Origin of the sequence: Rhodopseudomonas palustris (assembly GCF_003226555.1) — a bacterium.
In the GTDB taxonomy this organism is placed as follows: Bacteria; Pseudomonadota; Alphaproteobacteria; order Rhizobiales; family Xanthobacteraceae; genus Rhodopseudomonas; species Rhodopseudomonas palustris_I.
In genome coordinates, this window is the sequence record NZ_QKQS01000013.1 from 164803 (window position 1) to 182783 (window position 17981).

Below are 17981 nucleotides of genomic sequence, written 5' to 3' on the forward strand. Positions count from 1 at the left end.
CTTATTGCGACTGCGGCGGGGTCGGCGCCGCAGGCGCGGCCGGTGCCGTCGGCTGCTGGTTCTGCTTCTGATCGGCCTGCTTCAGCGAATCGAGCAGACCACCGCCCTGCGACAGCGGCGGCGCCGGCTGACCCGGGGCCTGCTGCTGAACCGGCGCAGCGGTCGGCAGGATCGTCGTCGGCTTACGGTTGTAGCTCGCCAGCCAGGTGAGCAACAGGCTGGTGGCGAAGAACCCGACCGCCAGAATCGCGGTGGTGCGGGTCAACAGGTTGGCAGTGCCGCGACTAGACATGAAACCGCCACCACCACCGACGCCCAGGCCACCGCCCTCGGACTTCTGCAGAAGCACCACGCCGATCAGGCCCAGCACGAACATCAGGTGAATGACGATAATGACAGTCTGCATCGTACCCTTCCATCGCAAGCCAATGCCGCCAAACGGCCGATAGGCGCCGGCGGGCGGCTGCTCGACAGGCTTGCGGGATAAATGAAGTCGCGCGGTGTCTACACGATCGCGCGGGGATTTGTCACCCCCGCGCGGCGCCGGAAACGCCGCAGCAACGCCGCTCGGCGCGGTTTAGTTAGGGGCAGCCCGCGGCGATCGCAAGGAAATCGGACGCCTTCAGGCTGGCGCCGCCGATCAACGCGCCGTTGACGTGCGGCACCGCCAGCAATTCGCGTGCATTCGAGGGCTTCACCGAGCCGCCATACAGGATCCGCATCGTCTCGCCGGCCGCGCCGAACCGGTCGCGCAAAGTCTTGCGGATAAAGCCATGAACTTCCTCGACATCGGCCGCTGTCGGGGTGCGGCCGGTACCGATCGCCCAGACCGGCTCATAGGCCACCACCAGATTCGCCGCGGTAGCGCCGTCCGGCAGCGATCCGGCCAGCATCCCGGCGACCACGTCGAGGGTGTGGCCGGCGTCGCGCTCGCCCTGGGTCTCGCCGACGCAGACGATCGCCACCAGCCCCGAACGCCATACCGCCTGCGCCTTGGCGCGGACGATCGCATCGGTTTCGGCATGGTCGGCCCGGCGCTCGGAATGGCCGACGATGATCGCCGCGGCCCCGGCATCGGCCAGCATCTCGGCGGCGATGTCGCCGGTATGGGCGCCTGAGACATTGGCGTGACAATCCTGACCGCCGATCGCGAACGGCAGCGCCTTGCCGGCTGCAGCGTCCGAAAGCCGCGCCGCAAAGCTCGCCACCAGCGTCGCCGGCGGGCACACCAGAATATCGATGCCCTGCGACAACTTCCCGGCGCCCGCGATCATCGCGTCGAGCTCGGCGACCGAATCCTTCAGGCCGTTCATCTTCCAGTTTCCAGCAATCAGAGGACGAACGGCGGGGACCGGCATGAGCATTCTCGCAATAATGGGTTGAGGCGTTCCGCTAGCAGAGCCGATTGCGAGACTCAAGGAGACGTGAACACCAGTGCTGCGGCGATCCGCAGCACCACCGGCTTGCGACGGGATGGCATCTGCGCCAGCCGCGACGCCGCCTGCGGTTGCGACCCGACTGGCGGCACTTTAGGATGGATTTTCAAGCCGACGACGCTAATTTGCGCACCCGCGCCCAGCGAGCGCGGCCGGTTCCCTCCTGACAAAAAGTGACTCCATGCTCCGAGGAATGCGCAAAGCCTCATCCAACTGGATTGGCAAGACCATCATGACGATCGTGATGGGCGTCCTGATCGTCAGCTTCGGAGTCTGGGGCATCGCCGACGTCTTCCGCGGATTCGGCCGCTCGACACTCGCCAAGATCGGCCACACCGAAATCTCCACCGAGCAGTTCCGCCAGACCTACAACGACCGTCTGCAGCAGATCGGCCGCCAGTTCGGCCGGCCGCTGACGCCGGATCAGGCGCGCGCCATCGGCATCGATCGTCAGGTGCTGCAGCAGACGATCGCCGAAGCCGCACTGGACGAGGACGCACGCCGCCTCGGCCTCGGCCAGTCGGACGCCGACACCATGAAGTCGATCCTCGAGGATCCGAACTTCAAGGGCGCCAACGGCCAGTTCGACCCCAACCGCTTCCAGCAGTTGATCCGGCAGTTCGGCTTCACCGAACAGCGCTATCTCGCCGAGCAGCGCCGCGTCGCGCTGCGGCGGGAGATCGCCGGCAGCATCACCGCCGGCCTCGAGCCGTCGAAGACGATGTTGCAGGCGCTGAACCAGTTCCAGAACGAAACGCGCGCGATCGACTATCTGAAGCTGACGGCCGCCCAGGCCGGCACCATCGCGGCGCCCTCGCCCGCCGACCTCACCACGTTCTACGACTCCCACAAGGCGCAGTTCCGCGCTCCCGAATATCGCAAAGTCTCGTTCGTGGTGGTGACGCCGGAATCGATCGCGAAATGGACCGAGGTGTCCGACGCCGACGCCCAGAAGCTGTTCGAAGAGCGCAAGGAGAAGCTGTCGACGCCGGAGAAGCGGCAGATCCTACAGATCGTGTTCCCGAACCTGGAAGAGGCCCAGGCGGGCCGCGCCAAGATCGCGAGCGGTACCAGCTTTGCCGACCTCGCCAAGGAGCGCGGGGTCAAGCCGTCCGATCTCGACCTCGGCCTCAACAGCCGCGCCGACATGCTCGATCCGAAGGTGGCCGCGGCTGCGTTCGCGCTGCCGCTGAACGAAGTCAGCCAGCCGGTGCAGGGACAATTCGGCACCGTTCTGCTCGAAGTCACCAAGATCGAGCCGGGCAAGCAGCCGGAGTATGCCAGCGTCGCCGAGTCGCTGAAGCGTGACATCGCTCAGGAGCGCGCCCGCAAGCAGGTGCAGGAGCTGCACGACAAGATGGAAGACGCCCGCGGCGGCGGTGCCAGCGTGATCGAGGCGGCCAAGCAGCTCGGCCTCACCGCCGTCACGGTGGATGCGATCGACCGCTCCGGCCGCGGACCTGACGGCGCGCCGGTGGCGTCGGTCCCGCAAGGACTCGAACTCGCCAACGCCGCCTTCAACAGCGATCCCGGCGTCGACAACGACGCGATCAATTACCAGAACGGCTACGTCTGGTACGACGTGCTCGGTGTGACGCCGTCGCGCGAGCGGCCGCTGGACGAGGTCAAGGACAAGGTGGAAGCCGGCTGGCGCGCCGAACAGGTCGGCGAAAAGCTGAGCAAGCTCGCGACCGAGCTGGTGCAGAAGCTGCAGGGCGGCGCCAAGCTGGCCGAGGTGGCGCCGGCCGGCGTCACCGTGCAGACCGCGACCGGCATCAAGCGCGAAGGCGCCGACGCCGGATTGCCGAACACGGTGGTGGATGCGGTGTTCCGCACCGCCAAGGACGGCGCCGGCCAGGTTCGCGGTGGCAGCGACACCGAGTGGTACGTGTATCGCGTCACCGGCGACACCGTGCCGCCGTCCGACTTCAACGCGCCGCAGATGCAGCAGTTGAAGGACAATCTGGTGCAGCGGCTGCGCGACGAGCAGGTCGGCGAGTACATCGCCTGGCTGGAGAAGGACATCGGCACCAAGGTCAATCAGGAAGCGGTGGCGCAGGCAACGGGGGCGGCGACGAACTGACGGCGGATGCCGCCGGTTCATCACCGAAGGGGACAATGGTTGATTTCAAATCGATTATCGCAAAGGTCGCGACCGGCGCGACGCTGACGCGCGAAGAAGCCACCGATGCTTTCGACGCGATGATGTCCGGCGACGCGACGCCGTCGCAGATGGGCGCGCTGCTGATGGGTCTCAGGGTCCGCGGCGAAACCGTCGACGAGATCACCGGCGCGGTGACCACGATGCGCGCCAAGATGCTGCCCGTCACCGCTCCGGCGGATGCGGTCGACATCGTCGGCACCGGCGGTGACGGCTCTGGCTCAGTCAATGTTTCGACCTGCGCCTCGTTCGTGGTCGCCGGCTGCGGCGTCACTGTCGCCAAGCACGGCAACCGTGCGCTGTCGTCGAAGTCCGGTGCCGCCGACGTGCTGGCTGCGCTCGGCGTCAAGATCGACATCACGCCCGAGCAGGTCGGCCGCTGTGTCAATGAAGCCGGGATCGGCTTCATGTTCGCCCCGACGCATCATCCGGCGATGAAGAACGTCGGCCCGACCCGGGTCGAACTCGCCACCCGCACCATCTTCAACCTGCTCGGACCGCTGTCCAATCCGGCCGGCGTCAAGCGCCAGATGATCGGCGTGTTCTCGCGTCAATGGGTGCAGCCGCTGGCGCAGGTGCTGAAGAACCTCGGCTCCGAAGCGGTCTGGGTGGTGCACGGCTCCGACGGGCTCGACGAGATCACACTGTCCGGCACCACCGCGGTGGCCGAGCTCAAGAACGGCGAGATCACCAGCTTCGAGATCAGCCCCGAAGACGCCGGCCTGCCCCGCGCCCCAGCCGAAGCGCTGAAGGGCGGCGACGCCCAGGCCAATGCGGTGGCGCTGCGCGCGGTGCTGGAAGGCATGCCCGGACCGTACCGCGACGTCGCCCTGCTCAACGCCGCCGCGACGCTGGTGGTCGCCGGCCGCGCCAAGGACCTCAAGGAAGGCGTCGCGCTCGGCACCCAGGCGATCGATAGCGGCGCCGCCGAAGCGCGGCTGAAGAAGCTGATCGCGGTGTCGGAGGCGGCATGAATGCGCCGATGATTCAGATTCGTCATTGCGAGCGAAGCGAAGCAATCCAGAGCCTCCCTGCATCGAGCTCCTGGATTGCTTCGTCGCTTCGCTCCTCGCAATGACGACCCTCGTTTGCTGATGCGGGAGCCACCATCGTGTCCGACATCCTGACCAAGATCGAAGCCTATAAGCGCGAGGAGATCGCGGCCGCGAAGCGCGAGCGTCCGCTCGCGGCGATCGAGGCGGTCGCACGTGAAGCCTCGCCGCCGCGCGGCTTCGTCAAGGCACTGCGCGCCAAACAGGCCGTTGGCGATTACGGCCTGATCGCCGAGATCAAGAAGGCCTCGCCGTCGAAGGGCCTGATCCGCGCCGACTTCGATCCGCCGGCGCTCGCCAAAGCCTATGAAGCCGGCGGCGCGGCCTGCCTGTCGGTGCTGACCGATAAGCCGTCGTTCCAGGGCAGTCTCGATTATCTCGTCGCCGCGCGCGCCGCGGTGTCGCTGCCGGCGCTGCGCAAGGATTTCATGTACGACACCTATCAGGTGGTCGAGGCGCGCGCCCACGGCGCCGACTGCATCCTGATCATCATGGCGGCGCTCGACGACGCCGAGGCCAAGGACATCGAAGACGCCGCGTTCGAGTTCGGCATGGACGTGCTGCTCGAAGTCCACGATGCGCCCGAACTCGAGCGCGCACTGAAGCTGCGGTCGCCGATGGTCGGCGTCAACAATCGCAACCTGCGCACCTTCGAAGTCACGCTGGCGACCAGCGAAGCGCTGGCGCCGCTGATCCCGAACGATCGCCTGATGGTCGGCGAAAGCGGCATCTTCACGCCCGAGGATCTCGCCCGCCTCGCCCGGGTCGGGATGTCGACCTTCCTGGTCGGCGAAAGCCTGATGCGGCAGCAGGACGTCACCGCCGCCACCCGCGCGCTGCTGGCGCGCGCGGCCTGAGACCGAGCGGAACTGAACGATGGCGAAGGCTGCGCCGCGGAACGCCCCTTACCCTCCCCTGGAGGGGGAGGGTCGGCACGGGACGCGCAGCGCGCGGCCCGTGACGGGGTGGGGTGACAGCCTCTCGATCCTGATCAGCTTGACCGCGAACGCTTCGCCCGCGGCCTCACCCCACCCCGGACGGCTGCGCCGTCCGGCCCTCCCCCTCCAGGGGAGGGTGAGCAATCGCTGCGACCTCTCCCTTGCAAGCCTCGTGAGTGCTGCCTGTGGCTAAGAAAACGACCAAGTCCGCTGCGCCCTCGCCCGCCCTCACCCATATCGGTGCCAGCGGCGAAGCGCGGATGGTGGATGTGTCGGAAAAGCCGGCCACCGAACGCGTCGCGGTCGCTGAAGGCCGCGTGGTGATGAAAAAGGCGACGCTGGAGCTGATCCTCAGCGGCGACGCCAAGAAGGGCGACGTGCTCGGCACCGCGCGCGTCGCCGGGATCATGGCGGCCAAGCGCACCGCCGAATTGATCCCGCTGTGCCATCCGCTGGCGCTATCCAAGGTCACGCTCGACATCACGCCGGATGCCAAGCTGCCCGGCTGCATCGTCCGCGCCACCGTCAAGGTCACCGGCCCGACCGGCGTGGAGATGGAGGCACTGACCGCGGTGTCGGTGGCGTGCCTGACGATCTACGACATGATCAAAGCAGCCGAACGCGGCGTCCGGATCGAAGGCATCCATCTGATCGCCAAGACCGGCGGCAAGTCGGGCGACTACGTCGCCAGCGCGAGCCGAAAGTAGGCTAGCATCGGCGGGCCCTCGAACGTCAGGTTGCCCGATGCCCGCCGACCTCCCTTCTGCCTCCGACAGCATCTCCGGCCTCAGCGAGCGCGAGGCTGCGGAACGGCTCGCCAGCGAAGGCTACAACGAGCTGCCGAGTGCTGATCGGCGGACGCTGCTCGGCATCGTGCTGGAGGTGGTGCGCGAGCCGATGCTGGCGCTGCTGCTCGGCGGCGGCGTGGTCTACATGGCGCTTGGCGATCTCAAGGAAGCAATCATCCTGCTGATCTTCGCCACGTTGTCGGTGGTGATCACGGTGGTGCAGGAAGCCCGCACCGAGCGCGTGCTGGAGACGCTGCGCGACCTCACCAGCCCACGCGCGCTGGTGATCCGCGACGGGGAGCGCAAACGCATTGCGGGACGCGAGGTGGCGCGCGGCGACGTCATCGTGCTGTCCGAAGGCGATCGCATTGCCGCCGATGCGGTGCTGCTGCAAGCCGTCGATCTTTTGGTCGATGAGTCGCTGCTGACCGGCGAGTCGGTGCCGGTGCGCAAGCTCGGCCGCGACGAGGCCGATGCCACCACGTCGCACCGCCCCGGCGGCGACGACCAGCCCAACGTGTATTCCGGCGCGCTGGTGGTGCGCGGCGGTGGCCTCGCCGAAGTAATCGCCACCGGCCCGCGCAGCGAGATCGGCAAGATCGGTCAGGCGCTCGGCTCAATGCAGACCGCAGCGCCGCGGCTGCAGCAGCAGACCCGCAAGCTGGTGCGGACCTTCGGCATCATCGCCGGCGCGTTCACCGCGCTGGTCGTGATCCTCTACGGCACCTTGCGCGACGGCTGGCTCGACGCCGTGCTGGCCGGCATCACCGTCGGGATGTCGATGCTGCCGGAGGAATTCCCGGTAGTGCTGACGGTGTTCATGGCAATGGGCGCGTGGCGGATTTCGCAGGCCCGGGTGCTGACGCGGCGCGCCGCAGCGATCGAGGCGCTCGGCTCCGCCACCGTGCTGTGTACCGACAAGACCGGGACGCTGACCGAAAACCGGATGTCGGTCGCCGAACTGCGGCTTCCTTCCGGCGAGGTGTTCCGGCCGCGCGCGGACGGCGCGCTGCCGCAAGGCTTCGCGCCGCTGCTGGAGACCGGTCTGCTCGCCGCCGCACCCGATCCGTTCGACCCGATGGACCTCGCGCTGCACCGGCTCGCCGGCGACCATCTGCCCAACGGCAATGGCGCGCGCAGCCTCGTCCACGCTTACGGGCTGCGCCGCGACCTGCTGGCGATCACCCAGGTCTGGCGCGACCCGGAAGATGCCGGCAACTACGTGGTGGCGGCGAAAGGTGCGCCGGAGGCGATTGCGCGGATGTGCGGCCTTGATGCCGCCGCGCTCGGCAACGTCTCACGCACCATCGACGCCATGGCCGCCGAGGGCCTGCGGGTGCTCGGCGTCGCCCGCGCGTCGCATCCGGGCGAGGATTGGCCGGAGACCCAACTCGGCTTCCGTTTCGACTTCCTCGGCCTCGTCGGCCTCGCCGACCCGCTGCGCGCGTCGGTGCCGGCCGCCGTCGCCGACTGCCGCGCCGCCGGCATCCGTGTGGTGATGATCACCGGCGACTATCCGGCAACCGCGCAGGCGATCGCCCGTCAGGCCGGGATCGGGGCCGACGCTTGCGTCACCGGCGAAGAAATCGCGGCGCTCGACGATGAAGGGCTCGCGGAGCGGCTACGCGGCGCCACCGTGTTCGCCCGGATCATGCCCGAGCAGAAGCTACGGATCGTCGAGGCGCTGAAGAAAGGCGGCGAGGTCGTGGCCATGACCGGCGACGGCGTCAACGACGCGCCGTCGCTGAAGGCGGCGCATATCGGCATCGCGATGGGCGGCCGCGGCACCGACGTTGCCCGCGAAGCCTCGGCGATCGTGCTGCTCGACGACGACTTCGCCTCGATCGTCAAGGCGATCCGGCTCGGCCGGCGGATCTACGACAACCTCGTCAAGGCGATGGGCTTCATCTTCGCCGTGCACGTGCCGATCGCCGGGCTGGCGCTGCTGCCGCTGCTGTTCGGGCTGCCGATCCTGCTCGGGCCGATCCACATCGCGTTCCTGGAGATGATCATCGATCCGGTGTGCTCGATCGTGTTCGAAGCCGAGACCGCCGAGGACGACGCGATGCGCCGCCCGCCCCGCGATCCCGAGCAGCCGCTGTTCAGCCGCGCGCTCATCGTATGGGGCCTGCTGCAGGGCCTGTTGGTATTCGTGCTGGTCGCCGGCGTCTTCGTGATCGGCCAGATGCGTGCGATGCCCGACACCGAGCTGCGCGCCCTCACCTTCTTTGCGCTGGTGCTGAGTTTCGTCGGCCTGATCTTCGTCAACCGTTCGTTCAGCGCTTCGCTGCTGACGGCGCTGCGACGGCCGAACGCGATGCTGGCGGCGATGCTCGGCGTCGTCGCGGTGGTGCTGGTCGCCAGCCTGGCCTGGCCGTGGCTGCGCGATCTGTTCCGGTTCGGCCCACTGCATCCCGACGACCTCGGCCTCATCGCAGCCGCGGCGTTGATGGTGCTGATCGTGCTGGAACTGGTCAAGCCGCTATGGCGGAGGATGATGCGGCAACCGTGGTAACGCCGGTCGCCGCATCGCGGGACGCGGATGGGGTCGCTACGCGAACGCGTAGTCCGCGGCCTGGCGGTCGATCACGAACCGGCTGGTATTGGCGCAGTCTTCACAGCGATAGATGTGCCGCTCGAACTCGACGCTGCGGCCGACCGGCCGTGGTTCGACCCGCGCGAGCCGCATGGTCGCGCCGCACTCCGGGCAGCGGTAAGGGTCGAAACTGGTCGATGCGTTGCGCCAGACCATGATGTCTCCTCCATGATGGCCGGTCGTCGTCGGACGGATCATGCTGAGCGGCGCGGTCGCCGCTCAGCCGGATTGAGGCCCCGCCTTTCGGCGGCGGCTCGTCGTCGTCGAGCCACTTCAAGGCATCGAGGATCGCCCGCAGCGGCACCGGATTGCGGTGCCCCGGCGCGAGACGCAGCCAAGGCTGCTGCTCGACGGCGTTGGCGTCGGACGCCCATGAGGAGAGGATGGCACGCTTGTCAGCGATGCTGAGCGCATCGTCGCGCAGCACCTGGTCGGGGTGATCGTAGACCGTCGCCGACGGTCTCGAGGCCGTGACGCTCGCGGCGCCAGGCGCGTAGCTGTGTTCGAAATTGGTGGATCGCATCTGTGGTCCTCCCGAATTCCTCCTTCCAAAACGGGACGGCCGATGACTTGGACACGGCGTTACCACTTTCAAGACCCCCGACGGAAAAATTTTCACGCCCCTCGCACGGGGCTACCACCCTGGCCCTTGACGGCGGCGCAGCAACGCCCAAATCGAATGTGCACCCGCAATGCGCGGGGGCTTTCCGATCACAACTAACGACATCGAGGACATTCAAGAGACTGAGGTTGAGGAGGCATCCATGAACATGCGCGACATCATTCCGTGGGCCCGGACTAATCAACCCGCGCCTCGCTCGTTTGAAGGCGACCCGTTCCTGTCGCTGCACCGCGAGATGAATCGGCTGTTCGACGACGTATTTCGCGGTTTCGATCTGCCGGCCCGTGTCGGCACTCTGACGCCGTTCAGCACCGGCTGGCCGAAACTCGAAATCACCGATGGCGACAAGGAGCTGACCATCGCCGCCGAAGTCCCTGGCCTGGAAGAAAAAGACATCGAGGTCCTGCTCGATGACGGCGTCCTGACGATCCGCGGCGAGAAGACCGCGTCGTCCGAGGCCAAGGACAAGCAGTTCAGCGAGCACTTCTACGGCAAATTCGAACGCCGGATTCCGCTGGACGTCGCGGTCGCGGCCGATCAGGTCAGTGCCAGCTTCAAGAACGGCGTGCTGACCGTCACGCTGCCGAAGGTCGATACCCCGCCGTCGACGGCGAAGCGGATCGAAATTCAGAAAGCGAACTAACAACACATCGTTAAGCATTTGAAGCATTTGCGCCCCGGCTCCGTGACGCAGTTCGGGGCGCAGCTCAATTGCGAGCAGGTAGCGACTATTATCAATCGACAACAACTCGAATTTAACAAGTCTCGGCTGCAATCGGGTTGATCATCAACCCAACCAGCCCCGGGAGCCATTTGCATGACTCAGCCGCGACGGTTTGCGCGCGTCCGCCCAAGCGGGCTCGTCTCTGGGAATGCCAGCCTGATCGTCGGCCCGAAACTGCCGGTGGTCCCCTGCCGCGTGATCGATTACTCGGCGGGCGGCGCCTGCGTCGAACTCAATGCCGACGCCAATCTGCCGCAGCGGTTCGAGATGCTGCACGGCGCCACCAGGAAGAAATGCCGGATGGTATGGAAGCGCGGCCGCCGCGTCGGGCTGTGCTTCTAGGTCAGCCCCATCAATCGACATCTGCCGGGTGAGGCCGTTGTCAGCGCTGCAGATCCGGCGGCAGCGGCGGATTTTCCCGCATCAAGGTGATGGTGACGCGGCGGTTGGCCGCCAGCGTCGGGGCATCCGGGAATAGCGGCTCGGCGTCGCCCTTGCCGACCAGCGACAGCACCTGGCTCGTCGGCAGGCCCTCCTGCTTCAGGATCTGGCGCACCGCATTGGCGCGGTTGACCGACAGGCCGAGCGGATCGTCGTCGCCGGGCCGGATCACGGTCGCGGCGGTATGGCCCACGATGGTCACCCGCAGCGAGGTGGCGCGCAGCGGCGCCGCGAGCCGGGCGACGAGTTGGCGGGTGCGTTCGTAAGGCATCGCCGAGCCGTCCGGAAACATCGGCCGGCCGTCCTGATCGGTCAGTTCGAGATTGAGCCCGACCGGGGTCTCTTCGAACACCACGTTCTTGGTCATTTCGGCGAGCTCAGGCACGTCCTGCAGCGCCTGACGTAGCGACGCGGAGGCCAGCGCGAATTCGCGCTCCGCCTTGGCGTGCGACGCGGCGCTGCCGGAGCCTCCGGCCTCCTCAAGATGCGGCGTGTTGCTGGCCTGATCGGGCGCGACGTTGCGCTTGCTCTTGACCTGGCCCTGCACCGGGACGCCGTCTGTCTCAAGGACGCCGGCAAACCGCGAGTTCTGCTGGACGCCGAACGCATCGCGCATCGAGCCGGCGACGATCTGCAGCTTGCGGAGATCCTGCGTCGAGAACGACACCAGCATGACGAAGAAGCTGACCAGAAGCCCCATCAAGTCCGCGAAAGTGACGAACCAGCCGTGGGTGGCGTGAGCTTCCTCGACCTTCTTCTTGTTGTTACCCGAGGACAGACGCCCACCACCGCCCTTCATCAGGATCGCCCCGACGCGGTCGTAAGGTGCAACATGGCGGGAAGTTCGGAACGCATATGCGGATCGCCGCTGATCAAACTCGGCGCCGCGATACCGCACGTGATGGAAGATCGATGCAGAAAATGCGCTTCGCAGCACCGATGACCATAGCGGCTGCGGATTACCAAACGGTTTCGTCAGCCTATAACATTCTTTAACCAAAATGCGCCTGTGTCTGCGCGTTGCAGTCCGCCTCTTCTCACCGACAGGTTCCGACCATGACGACCGCTCTCGCCCCCGGCGCCGCCGATGCGCTGCTGTTTGATCTCGGCCGCGTGGTGATCGACTACGACCTGCGCCGCACCTTGAAGGCATGGGCCGTCGAGCTCGGCAGCGATCCGCATGCGCTGATGGCAAAGCTGTCGCAGGACGACACTTTTCACCGCTACGAAACCGGCCACGTCACCAACGCGCAGTTTTTCGCCGCGGTGCGGAGCGCGCTCGGCCTGACGCTGACCGACGAACAGTTGCGCGAAGGCTGGAACGCGATCTTCATCGGTGAAATGCCGGGCATCGCGCCGCTGCTCGACCGCGCCGCCAAGCAGCTTCCGCTGTACGCGCTGTCCAACACCAACGACGCACACATCGCGCATTTCTCCGAGCACTATGCCGAGTTGCTGGTGCACTTCCGCGAAATGTTTTTGTCGTCGCGGATCGGGATGCGAAAGCCGCACGGCGAGACCTACGATTACGTCGTCAAGGCGATCGGAGTGGTGCCGCAGCGCATTGTGTTCTTCGACGATCTGGCCGAAAACATCGAGGCGGCGCGCGAGCGCGGGCTGCACGCCGTCCAGGTGCATTCCAGCGACGACGTCGCCCGCGCGCTCGATCAGCTCGGCCTGTAAGCGCGCGCGAACGAAGCACCGACGAGACGTGATGATGACCGACGCTGCTGCCGATCTCGCCTGGGATCATCCCGCCCCGTTCACGCTGCCGATGACGCCGGCGCCGGCCGATATCGACGGGCTGAATCACACCAACAACTCGGTGTATGTGCGCTGGTGTGACAGCGTCGGCTGGGCGCATTCCGAAGCGCTCGGCCTGTCGCTCGCCGACTGGCAACGGATCGACCGGGCGATGGCGATCCGACGCGGCGAATACGACTACCTGCTGCCGAGCCATCTCGGCGATGAGATGCTGCTCGGCACCTGGATCTACGGCAGCGACGGCAAACTGGTGATGGAGCGCCGCTTCCAACTGATCCGCCTGCGCGACGGCGCCACCATCATGCGCGGACGCTGGCAGCTGGTGTGCATCGAGCTGAGCAGCGGCCGCCCGCGGCGTCTGCCGCCGGAATTCGCCAGCGTGTATCTGCCGGTGATGATCAAGGCGGACGACGCCTCGTCGTCCGCCTGACGACCACGCACCGCGCTACTGCGGCGGGTTGCGGCAATCCATCGAATACACCAGCTCGCCCTTCGCGGTGCGGCCGATAGGCTGGCACGGCACATAGGCGCGGCCGGTTGGCGCGCTCGGCGCAACAGTGGCCGGTGCGGCGTCGCTCGCAGCCGGCGCGGCCGGCGGCGTCGCTGCGGCGGGCGGCGGCACGGGTGCTGCAGCTCCAGGCGCAGACGCGCCCGGCGGGCCGTAGTCGTCGGCGTTGAAGGACGGCGCCCAGCCCTTGCTCCAGTCGTGGCGCATCCAATACACCGAGCCGAACGCGATGATGCCGACCACGACCATGATCCGCAGGAACCATTTCGGAAAGTCTTCCATCTGCCCGCTCCGTCCGCTCGATGCCTGGACCGTGGTACAGGCCGACGCAACGGTTCCACAATAATGATTTCGAACGACGCGGCGGCGGGTCGCGGGTCGCGGCGATGGCGCTACGGCCTTGCACGGCCGCTGCGCGCCACCTAAAGCCGGATCGTAACGGTTCGATTCACGTCCGACTGCCAGGGAGGAGCCCGATGGCCTTGATGCCGGTTGACGAAGCGCTTGCCGCGGTGCTCGCCGGCGTAGATGGCCTCGACACCGAGATGGTCGCGATCGAGGACGCCCACCGCCGGGTGCTGGGGCGCGATCTCGTCGCGCTACGGACCCAGCCGCCGCAGCCGATGTCGGCGATGGACGGCTACGCGGTGCGCGCCGCCGATGTCGCAGCTCCGCCGGCGACGCTGCGGGTGATCGGCGAGGTCGCTGCCGGACGGCCGGTGACGATCGGAATCGGCCCGGGTGAGGCGCTGCGGATCTTCACCGGCGGCGTGGTGCCCGACGGCGCCGACGCGGTGGTGATTCAGGAAGACACGCTGCGCGACGGCGACCGCGTCACGGTCAACGAATCCGTCCGGCCCGGCCGGCACATCCGCCCCGCAGGCGTCGACTTCCGCGAAGGCCAAATCCTGCTGCGCCAGGGGCACCGCCTGAGCGACCGCGACCTCGCGCTCGCCGCCGGCATGAACCACGCCGCGCTGCCGGTGCATCGCCGCCCCCGGCTGGCGATGCTCGCCACCGGCGACGAGCTGGTGATGCCGGGAACGGCGCCCGCCCCCGGCCAGATCGTCTATTCCAACGGCTACGCGCTGCGCGCTCTGGCGCAGGCCGAAGGCGCCGAGGTGATCGACCTCGGCATCGCCGCCGATACGCTGGAGGCGACCCGGGCCGCGATCCGGCAGGCCCGCGATCTCGGCGTCGATATTCTAGTCACCACCGGCGGCGCGTCCGCCGGCGACCACGATCTGGTCAAGGGTGCGCTGGAAGCCGAAGGCACGACGATCTCGTTCTGGAAGATCGCGATGCGCCCGGGCAAGCCGATGATGCATGGCCGTCTCGGCCCGATGCGAGTGATCGGCCTGCCCGGCAATCCGGTGTCGTCCTACGTCTGTGCGGTGCTGTTCATGGTGCCGCTGATCCGGGCTCTGTGCGGCATGAGCGAGCCCGGGCACGTCCGCGAGCCGGCGCTGCTCGGCGCGAATCTTTCCGCCAACGACCGGCGCCAGGACTATCTGCGCGCCACGCTGTCGCGCGACGAAACCGGACGACAGGTCGCGACCCCGGTCGACAGTCAGGACTCGTCGCTGCTGGCGCGGCTCGCCGCGGCCGAAGCGCTGATCGTTCGCCCGGCGTTCGAGCCAGCCGCCCAGGCCGGTTCACCCTGCGTCATCCTTAAGCTCCCACTATAGCGACCCGTGAAATTCCTGGTGTTCGATTAAGAGGTTGCGGAACACACCCCGAACAGATAGTGTACATTCATGATTTGTTTTCGAGATTCGGGGACGATGAAGCTCTCGCAAGGGTTCGCCGCCGGGTTCGGAACGCACCTCGAACCGGCCGATCGTCGCCGAATGGGGAATCGCCGATGCTGACGCGCAAGCAGTTTGAGCTGTTGAAATTCATCAACGAGCGGTTGAAGGAAGCGGGCGTCCCGCCCTCCTTCGACGAGATGAAGGATGCGCTCGACCTGCGCTCGAAGTCGGGCATCCATCGCCTGATCACGGCCCTGGAGGAGCGAGGCTTCATCCGCCGGCTACCGAACCGCGCCCGCGCCATCGAGGTCATCAAGCTGCCGGATACCAGCGGCATGCCCAACGGAGGCCGCCGCGGCTTCACCCCGAGCGTGATCGAGGGCAATCTCGGCAAGGTCCGCCCACCGAGCCCGGAGCCGGCCGAGGACGATCATGATCGCGGCAGCGTCGCAGTGCCGGTGATGGGGCGGATCGCCGCCGGTACCCCGATCGAAGCGTTGCAGAGCCGCAGCCACACCATCAGCGTACCGGCCGACATGCTGGGCAGCGGCGAACACTACGCACTCGAAGTGCGCGGCGACTCGATGGTCGAAGCCGGCATTCTCGACGGCGATATGGCGCTGATCCAGAAGAACGAGGTCGCCAGCACCGGCGATATCGTGGTGGCACTGATCGACGAAGAGGAAGCGACGCTGAAGCGCTTCCGCCGTCGTGGCGCATCGATCGCGCTGGAGCCGGCCAACGCCGCCTATGAGGTCCGGATCCTGCCGCCCAACCGCGTCCGCATCCAAGGCAAGCTGATCGGGCTGTACCGCAAGTACTGAGGCGCGCTTTTTAGTTTTGGCGAGCGTCGCGCTCAGTCCTCGTCTGTTCGGTCCTGCGGAGCTGGGGTCGCATCGTCGGAGGTGGCCGGTGCCGGGCGCCTGATCGAGGCCGGCCTGCCCTGCGTCTCCGCGGTCGCTTCGGCCCATGGCCGGCTGCGGCCCCTTGGTCGGGCCGCTTCGGTGACAAACACAGCGGATGCATCCTTGCTTCGCCGCAGCGCCAGCGTCCCGCTGGCTTGCAGATTATCGTGGCCGATCACCCGCGCCGCACAGTCCGGCGGCGGCTGGCCTGCGGTGACGATCAGCACCGCACGGGCGCAATCATCGGCCAGGCCGTCCGGCCGGAGCGACAGCGCAACCAACCGTCCATCCGCGAGCGGCGTGACGCAGCCGTCGGCGTCGCAAGATACGCCGGCACGCAGCGAAGCGTCGTCCGGCGTGCGGGAATCGGCGTCGGCCGCGAGCCATTGCTTCAGCCGGAACGCGTCGGCGCCGCTCTGCATCAGCCGTAGCCGTCCGTCGGCGCCGCGCACCGCGACCTGCTTCGCATCGCCGGAGACAAGCACCTCCGGCTGCGGCGTCAGCGCCGCCCAGCCGATCGCCACGATCAGCCCGATCGCTCCCGACCAGCGAAGCCACGTGCGCAGCAATCCGACCGTCACCAGACCAAGCGAGGCCAGCAGCAGCGGGCCGGTGCCGAACGCGGTGACGCGGCCGACCGCGCCGGGCAGCGCCGCCACCCATTGCGCCACCAGGACCATCCAGTCGATGCCGAACTCCATGATCCGCCAGAACGGCGCATCGAAGCCGAACGGCATCGCGGCGAGGCCCAGCAACCCCGCCGGCATCACGATCGCCGAGACCACCGGCATCGCCGCAAGGTTGCTGAGCACGCCGTAGGGCGTGATGCGGTGGAAGTGATAGGCGGCGTAAGGCATGGTCGCGAGCCCTGCGACCAGCGAGGCGAGCGTCAGCAGCGCGATCTCGCGGCCACCCCACAGCGCGGCGCGCGCCGCCACCGAACTGTCGGCGGCTGCGAACAATGCCGGCATCCCGATCTGTACCAATGCGACCAGACCTAGCGTGGCGGCGAACGACATCTGGAAGCTGGGATGCACCAGCGCCTCGGGTGCAATCGTCAGCACGATCAGCGCCGCCAGCGCCAGGGTGCGGAAGGTGATGGCGCGGCGATCGACCATCACCGCGATCAGCACCACCGCGGTCATCAGAAAGCTGCGCTGGGTCGCCACTTCGGCGCCCGACAGCAGCAGATAGAACGCCGCGGCGGCGAGCGCCGCGGCAGCCGCGACCTTCTTGATCGGAAACGTCACCGTGAGAGCTGGGATCAGCGCCAATAGCGCGCGCAGCGCAAAGAACACCACGCCCGCGACCACCGCCATGTGGTAACCGGAGATCGACAGCACATGGCCCAATCCGGAAACGAACATCGCGTCATTGACCGGCGTCGAGATCGCATCGCGCTTGCCGGTGAGCAACGCGGTGGCGATGGCGCGGGCGTCGCCATCGAGCGCGGCCCTGATCCGCGCGTCGATGCCGTCGCGCAATCCCTGCATCGCCGCCGCATAGCGCAACCGCCAACCGCCGTCTTGCACCGGCGCCGCGGCGGCAATTCCGCCGAGCACGAAGCCGGACGCGCCGATGCCCTGGAAATACAGGTCGCGAGCGAAGTCGTAGCCACCCGGCCGCAGCGGCTGTAACGGCGGCTGCAGCCGGGCCTTCAGTGTCACGAAGCTGCCGACGGCAGGCGCTTTGCCCTTCTTCACCGACAGTCGTACCCGTTCGAGCCGTGGCGGCGTCCGCGCCGCATGCAGATCGGTGATGCGCAGCACGAAACGGTCAGTGCGCTCGCGCTCTTCGCGGACTTCGACGAAGCCGCTCAGCCGGGCGGCGAACATCGGCTTGCTCAGCACCGGATGCGCAATGCGGGCGGCCTTCAGCGAGGCGGTGGCAAAGCCCGACACCGCCGCCGCGATCAGTAACAGCGGCGCGAACGCCCGGGTGCGGCGGAGCAGAAAAGTTGCGATCGCGAATCCGGCAGCAGTGACAGCGGCGACCCAGGCGACCGGCTCGTGGTCGGCCGCGAAATACAGCGCGATGCCGGAGCCGAATGCGACGGGCGTCCACGGCAACAGCCGTCCCGGCCCTGCTTCGGCGCGCGCCCATTCGCGCAGCCGATCGATCAGCACAGGCCACCATTTCAGCCCGAACGCCAACAACGCGGCGGCCCCCGCCGAGGCGCCGACCGGCCATGTCCGTGCCCTGGTTCGATCGCGCCCCTGCAAGGCCGCGCCCCACCTTCGCTGCCCAGCGAACAGTGGAGCAGATCAGCGGCGCCGGCAATCGCCGGCACCGCAT

At 67.5% G+C, this 17981-nt stretch carries 17 protein-coding genes; 11 read left to right on the forward strand and 6 right to left on the reverse strand.

Going from position 1 to position 17981, the window contains the following annotated elements; all coding sequences use genetic code 11:
• Window position 1: 1 nt before the first annotated feature.
• Entirely contained in the window at window positions 2-406 is a 405-nt protein-coding gene (gene secG / locus DNX69_RS08505; protein WP_110785580.1) for a preprotein translocase subunit SecG, read from the reverse strand.
• Between the two features lie 175 nt (window positions 407-581).
• Window positions 582-1358 carry a triose-phosphate isomerase gene (tpiA, locus tag DNX69_RS08510; RefSeq protein WP_110786028.1) on the reverse strand — a complete coding sequence of 259 codons (777 nt, stop codon included), beginning with the start codon at window positions 1356-1358 and terminating at the stop codon, window positions 582-584.
• 259 nt (window positions 1359-1617) lie between these two features.
• Here tpiA and DNX69_RS08515 point away from each other — a divergent pair, with 259 nt between their 5' ends.
• The 5 genes from DNX69_RS08515 (at window position 1618) to DNX69_RS08535 (ending at window position 8890) form a co-directional block, all read left to right on the forward strand.
• Entirely contained in the window at window positions 1618-3519 is a 1902-nt protein-coding gene (locus tag DNX69_RS08515; protein ID WP_110785581.1) for a peptidylprolyl isomerase, read from the forward strand.
• 35 nt (window positions 3520-3554) lie between these two features.
• On the forward strand, window positions 3555-4571 hold the full coding sequence (gene trpD / locus DNX69_RS08520) for an anthranilate phosphoribosyltransferase (RefSeq protein WP_110785582.1): 1017 nt from the start codon (window positions 3555-3557) through the stop codon (window positions 4569-4571).
• Window positions 4572-4708: 137 nt separating this feature from the next.
• A complete protein-coding gene (gene trpC / locus DNX69_RS08525; RefSeq protein WP_110785583.1) occupies window positions 4709-5506 on the forward strand; it encodes an indole-3-glycerol phosphate synthase TrpC in 798 nt (265 codons plus the stop codon).
• 257 nt (window positions 5507-5763) lie between these two features.
• Window positions 5764-6294 (forward strand): cyclic pyranopterin monophosphate synthase MoaC, encoded by a 531-nt coding sequence (gene moaC, locus DNX69_RS08530; protein WP_425327298.1) that lies wholly within the window; start codon window positions 5764-5766, stop codon window positions 6292-6294.
• Window positions 6295-6331: 37 nt separating this feature from the next.
• A complete protein-coding gene (locus DNX69_RS08535) occupies window positions 6332-8890 on the forward strand; it encodes a cation-translocating P-type ATPase (protein ID WP_110785584.1) in 2559 nt (852 codons plus the stop codon).
• A gap of 100 nt (window positions 8891-8990) precedes the next feature.
• Here the strand turns inward: DNX69_RS08535 and DNX69_RS08540 are convergent, their stop codons facing one another.
• Window positions 8991-9494: a hypothetical protein gene (locus tag DNX69_RS08540; protein ID WP_110785585.1), complete on the reverse strand. Its 504-nt coding sequence runs from the start codon at window positions 9492-9494 to the stop codon at window positions 8991-8993.
• Between the two features lie 241 nt (window positions 9495-9735).
• Here DNX69_RS08540 and DNX69_RS08545 point away from each other — a divergent pair, with 241 nt between their 5' ends.
• Together DNX69_RS08545 and DNX69_RS08550 are read left to right on the forward strand one after the other, a co-directional pair.
• Window positions 9736-10236, forward strand: a complete 501-nt coding sequence (locus tag DNX69_RS08545; RefSeq protein ID WP_110785586.1) for an Hsp20/alpha crystallin family protein — start codon at window positions 9736-9738, stop codon at window positions 10234-10236.
• Window positions 10237-10410: 174 nt separating this feature from the next.
• The gene (locus DNX69_RS08550; RefSeq protein WP_110785587.1) at window positions 10411-10659 is read left to right on the forward strand and encodes a PilZ domain-containing protein; all 249 of its coding nucleotides are present in this window, start codon (window positions 10411-10413) and stop codon (window positions 10657-10659) included.
• A gap of 40 nt (window positions 10660-10699) precedes the next feature.
• On the opposite strand, the gene DNX69_RS08555 is transcribed toward DNX69_RS08550, so the two are convergent.
• The gene (locus DNX69_RS08555; RefSeq protein ID WP_110785588.1) at window positions 10700-11557 is read right to left on the reverse strand and encodes an OmpA/MotB family protein; all 858 of its coding nucleotides are present in this window, start codon (window positions 11555-11557) and stop codon (window positions 10700-10702) included.
• 257 nt (window positions 11558-11814) lie between these two features.
• On the opposite strand from DNX69_RS08555, the gene DNX69_RS08560 reads away from it, so the two are divergent.
• Complete coding sequence (locus DNX69_RS08560; RefSeq protein WP_110785589.1) at window positions 11815-12441, forward strand: HAD family hydrolase; 627 nt, start codon at window positions 11815-11817, stop codon at window positions 12439-12441.
• Window positions 12442-12475: 34 nt separating this feature from the next.
• Window positions 12476-12952 (forward strand): acyl-CoA thioesterase, encoded by a 477-nt coding sequence (locus DNX69_RS08565; protein ID WP_207803129.1) that lies wholly within the window; start codon window positions 12476-12478, stop codon window positions 12950-12952.
• Between the two features lie 15 nt (window positions 12953-12967).
• Here the strand turns inward: DNX69_RS08565 and DNX69_RS08570 are convergent, their stop codons facing one another.
• Complete coding sequence (locus tag DNX69_RS08570) at window positions 12968-13312, reverse strand: hypothetical protein (RefSeq protein WP_110785591.1); 345 nt, start codon at window positions 13310-13312, stop codon at window positions 12968-12970.
• Between the two features lie 194 nt (window positions 13313-13506).
• Between DNX69_RS08570 and glp the strand changes: the two genes are divergently transcribed.
• Both glp and lexA read left to right on the forward strand, forming a co-directional pair.
• A complete protein-coding gene (glp, locus tag DNX69_RS08575; protein ID WP_110785592.1) occupies window positions 13507-14718 on the forward strand; it encodes a gephyrin-like molybdotransferase Glp in 1212 nt (403 codons plus the stop codon).
• A gap of 176 nt (window positions 14719-14894) precedes the next feature.
• The gene (lexA, locus tag DNX69_RS08580; RefSeq protein ID WP_110785593.1) at window positions 14895-15605 is read left to right on the forward strand and encodes a transcriptional repressor LexA; all 711 of its coding nucleotides are present in this window, start codon (window positions 14895-14897) and stop codon (window positions 15603-15605) included.
• A 32-nt stretch (window positions 15606-15637) separates the two neighbouring features.
• Here the strand turns inward: lexA and DNX69_RS08585 are convergent, their stop codons facing one another.
• Window positions 15638-17908 carry a ComEC/Rec2 family competence protein gene (locus DNX69_RS08585; RefSeq protein ID WP_110785594.1) on the reverse strand — a complete coding sequence of 757 codons (2271 nt, stop codon included), beginning with the start codon at window positions 17906-17908 and terminating at the stop codon, window positions 15638-15640.
• Window positions 17909-17981 lie beyond the last annotated feature (73 nt).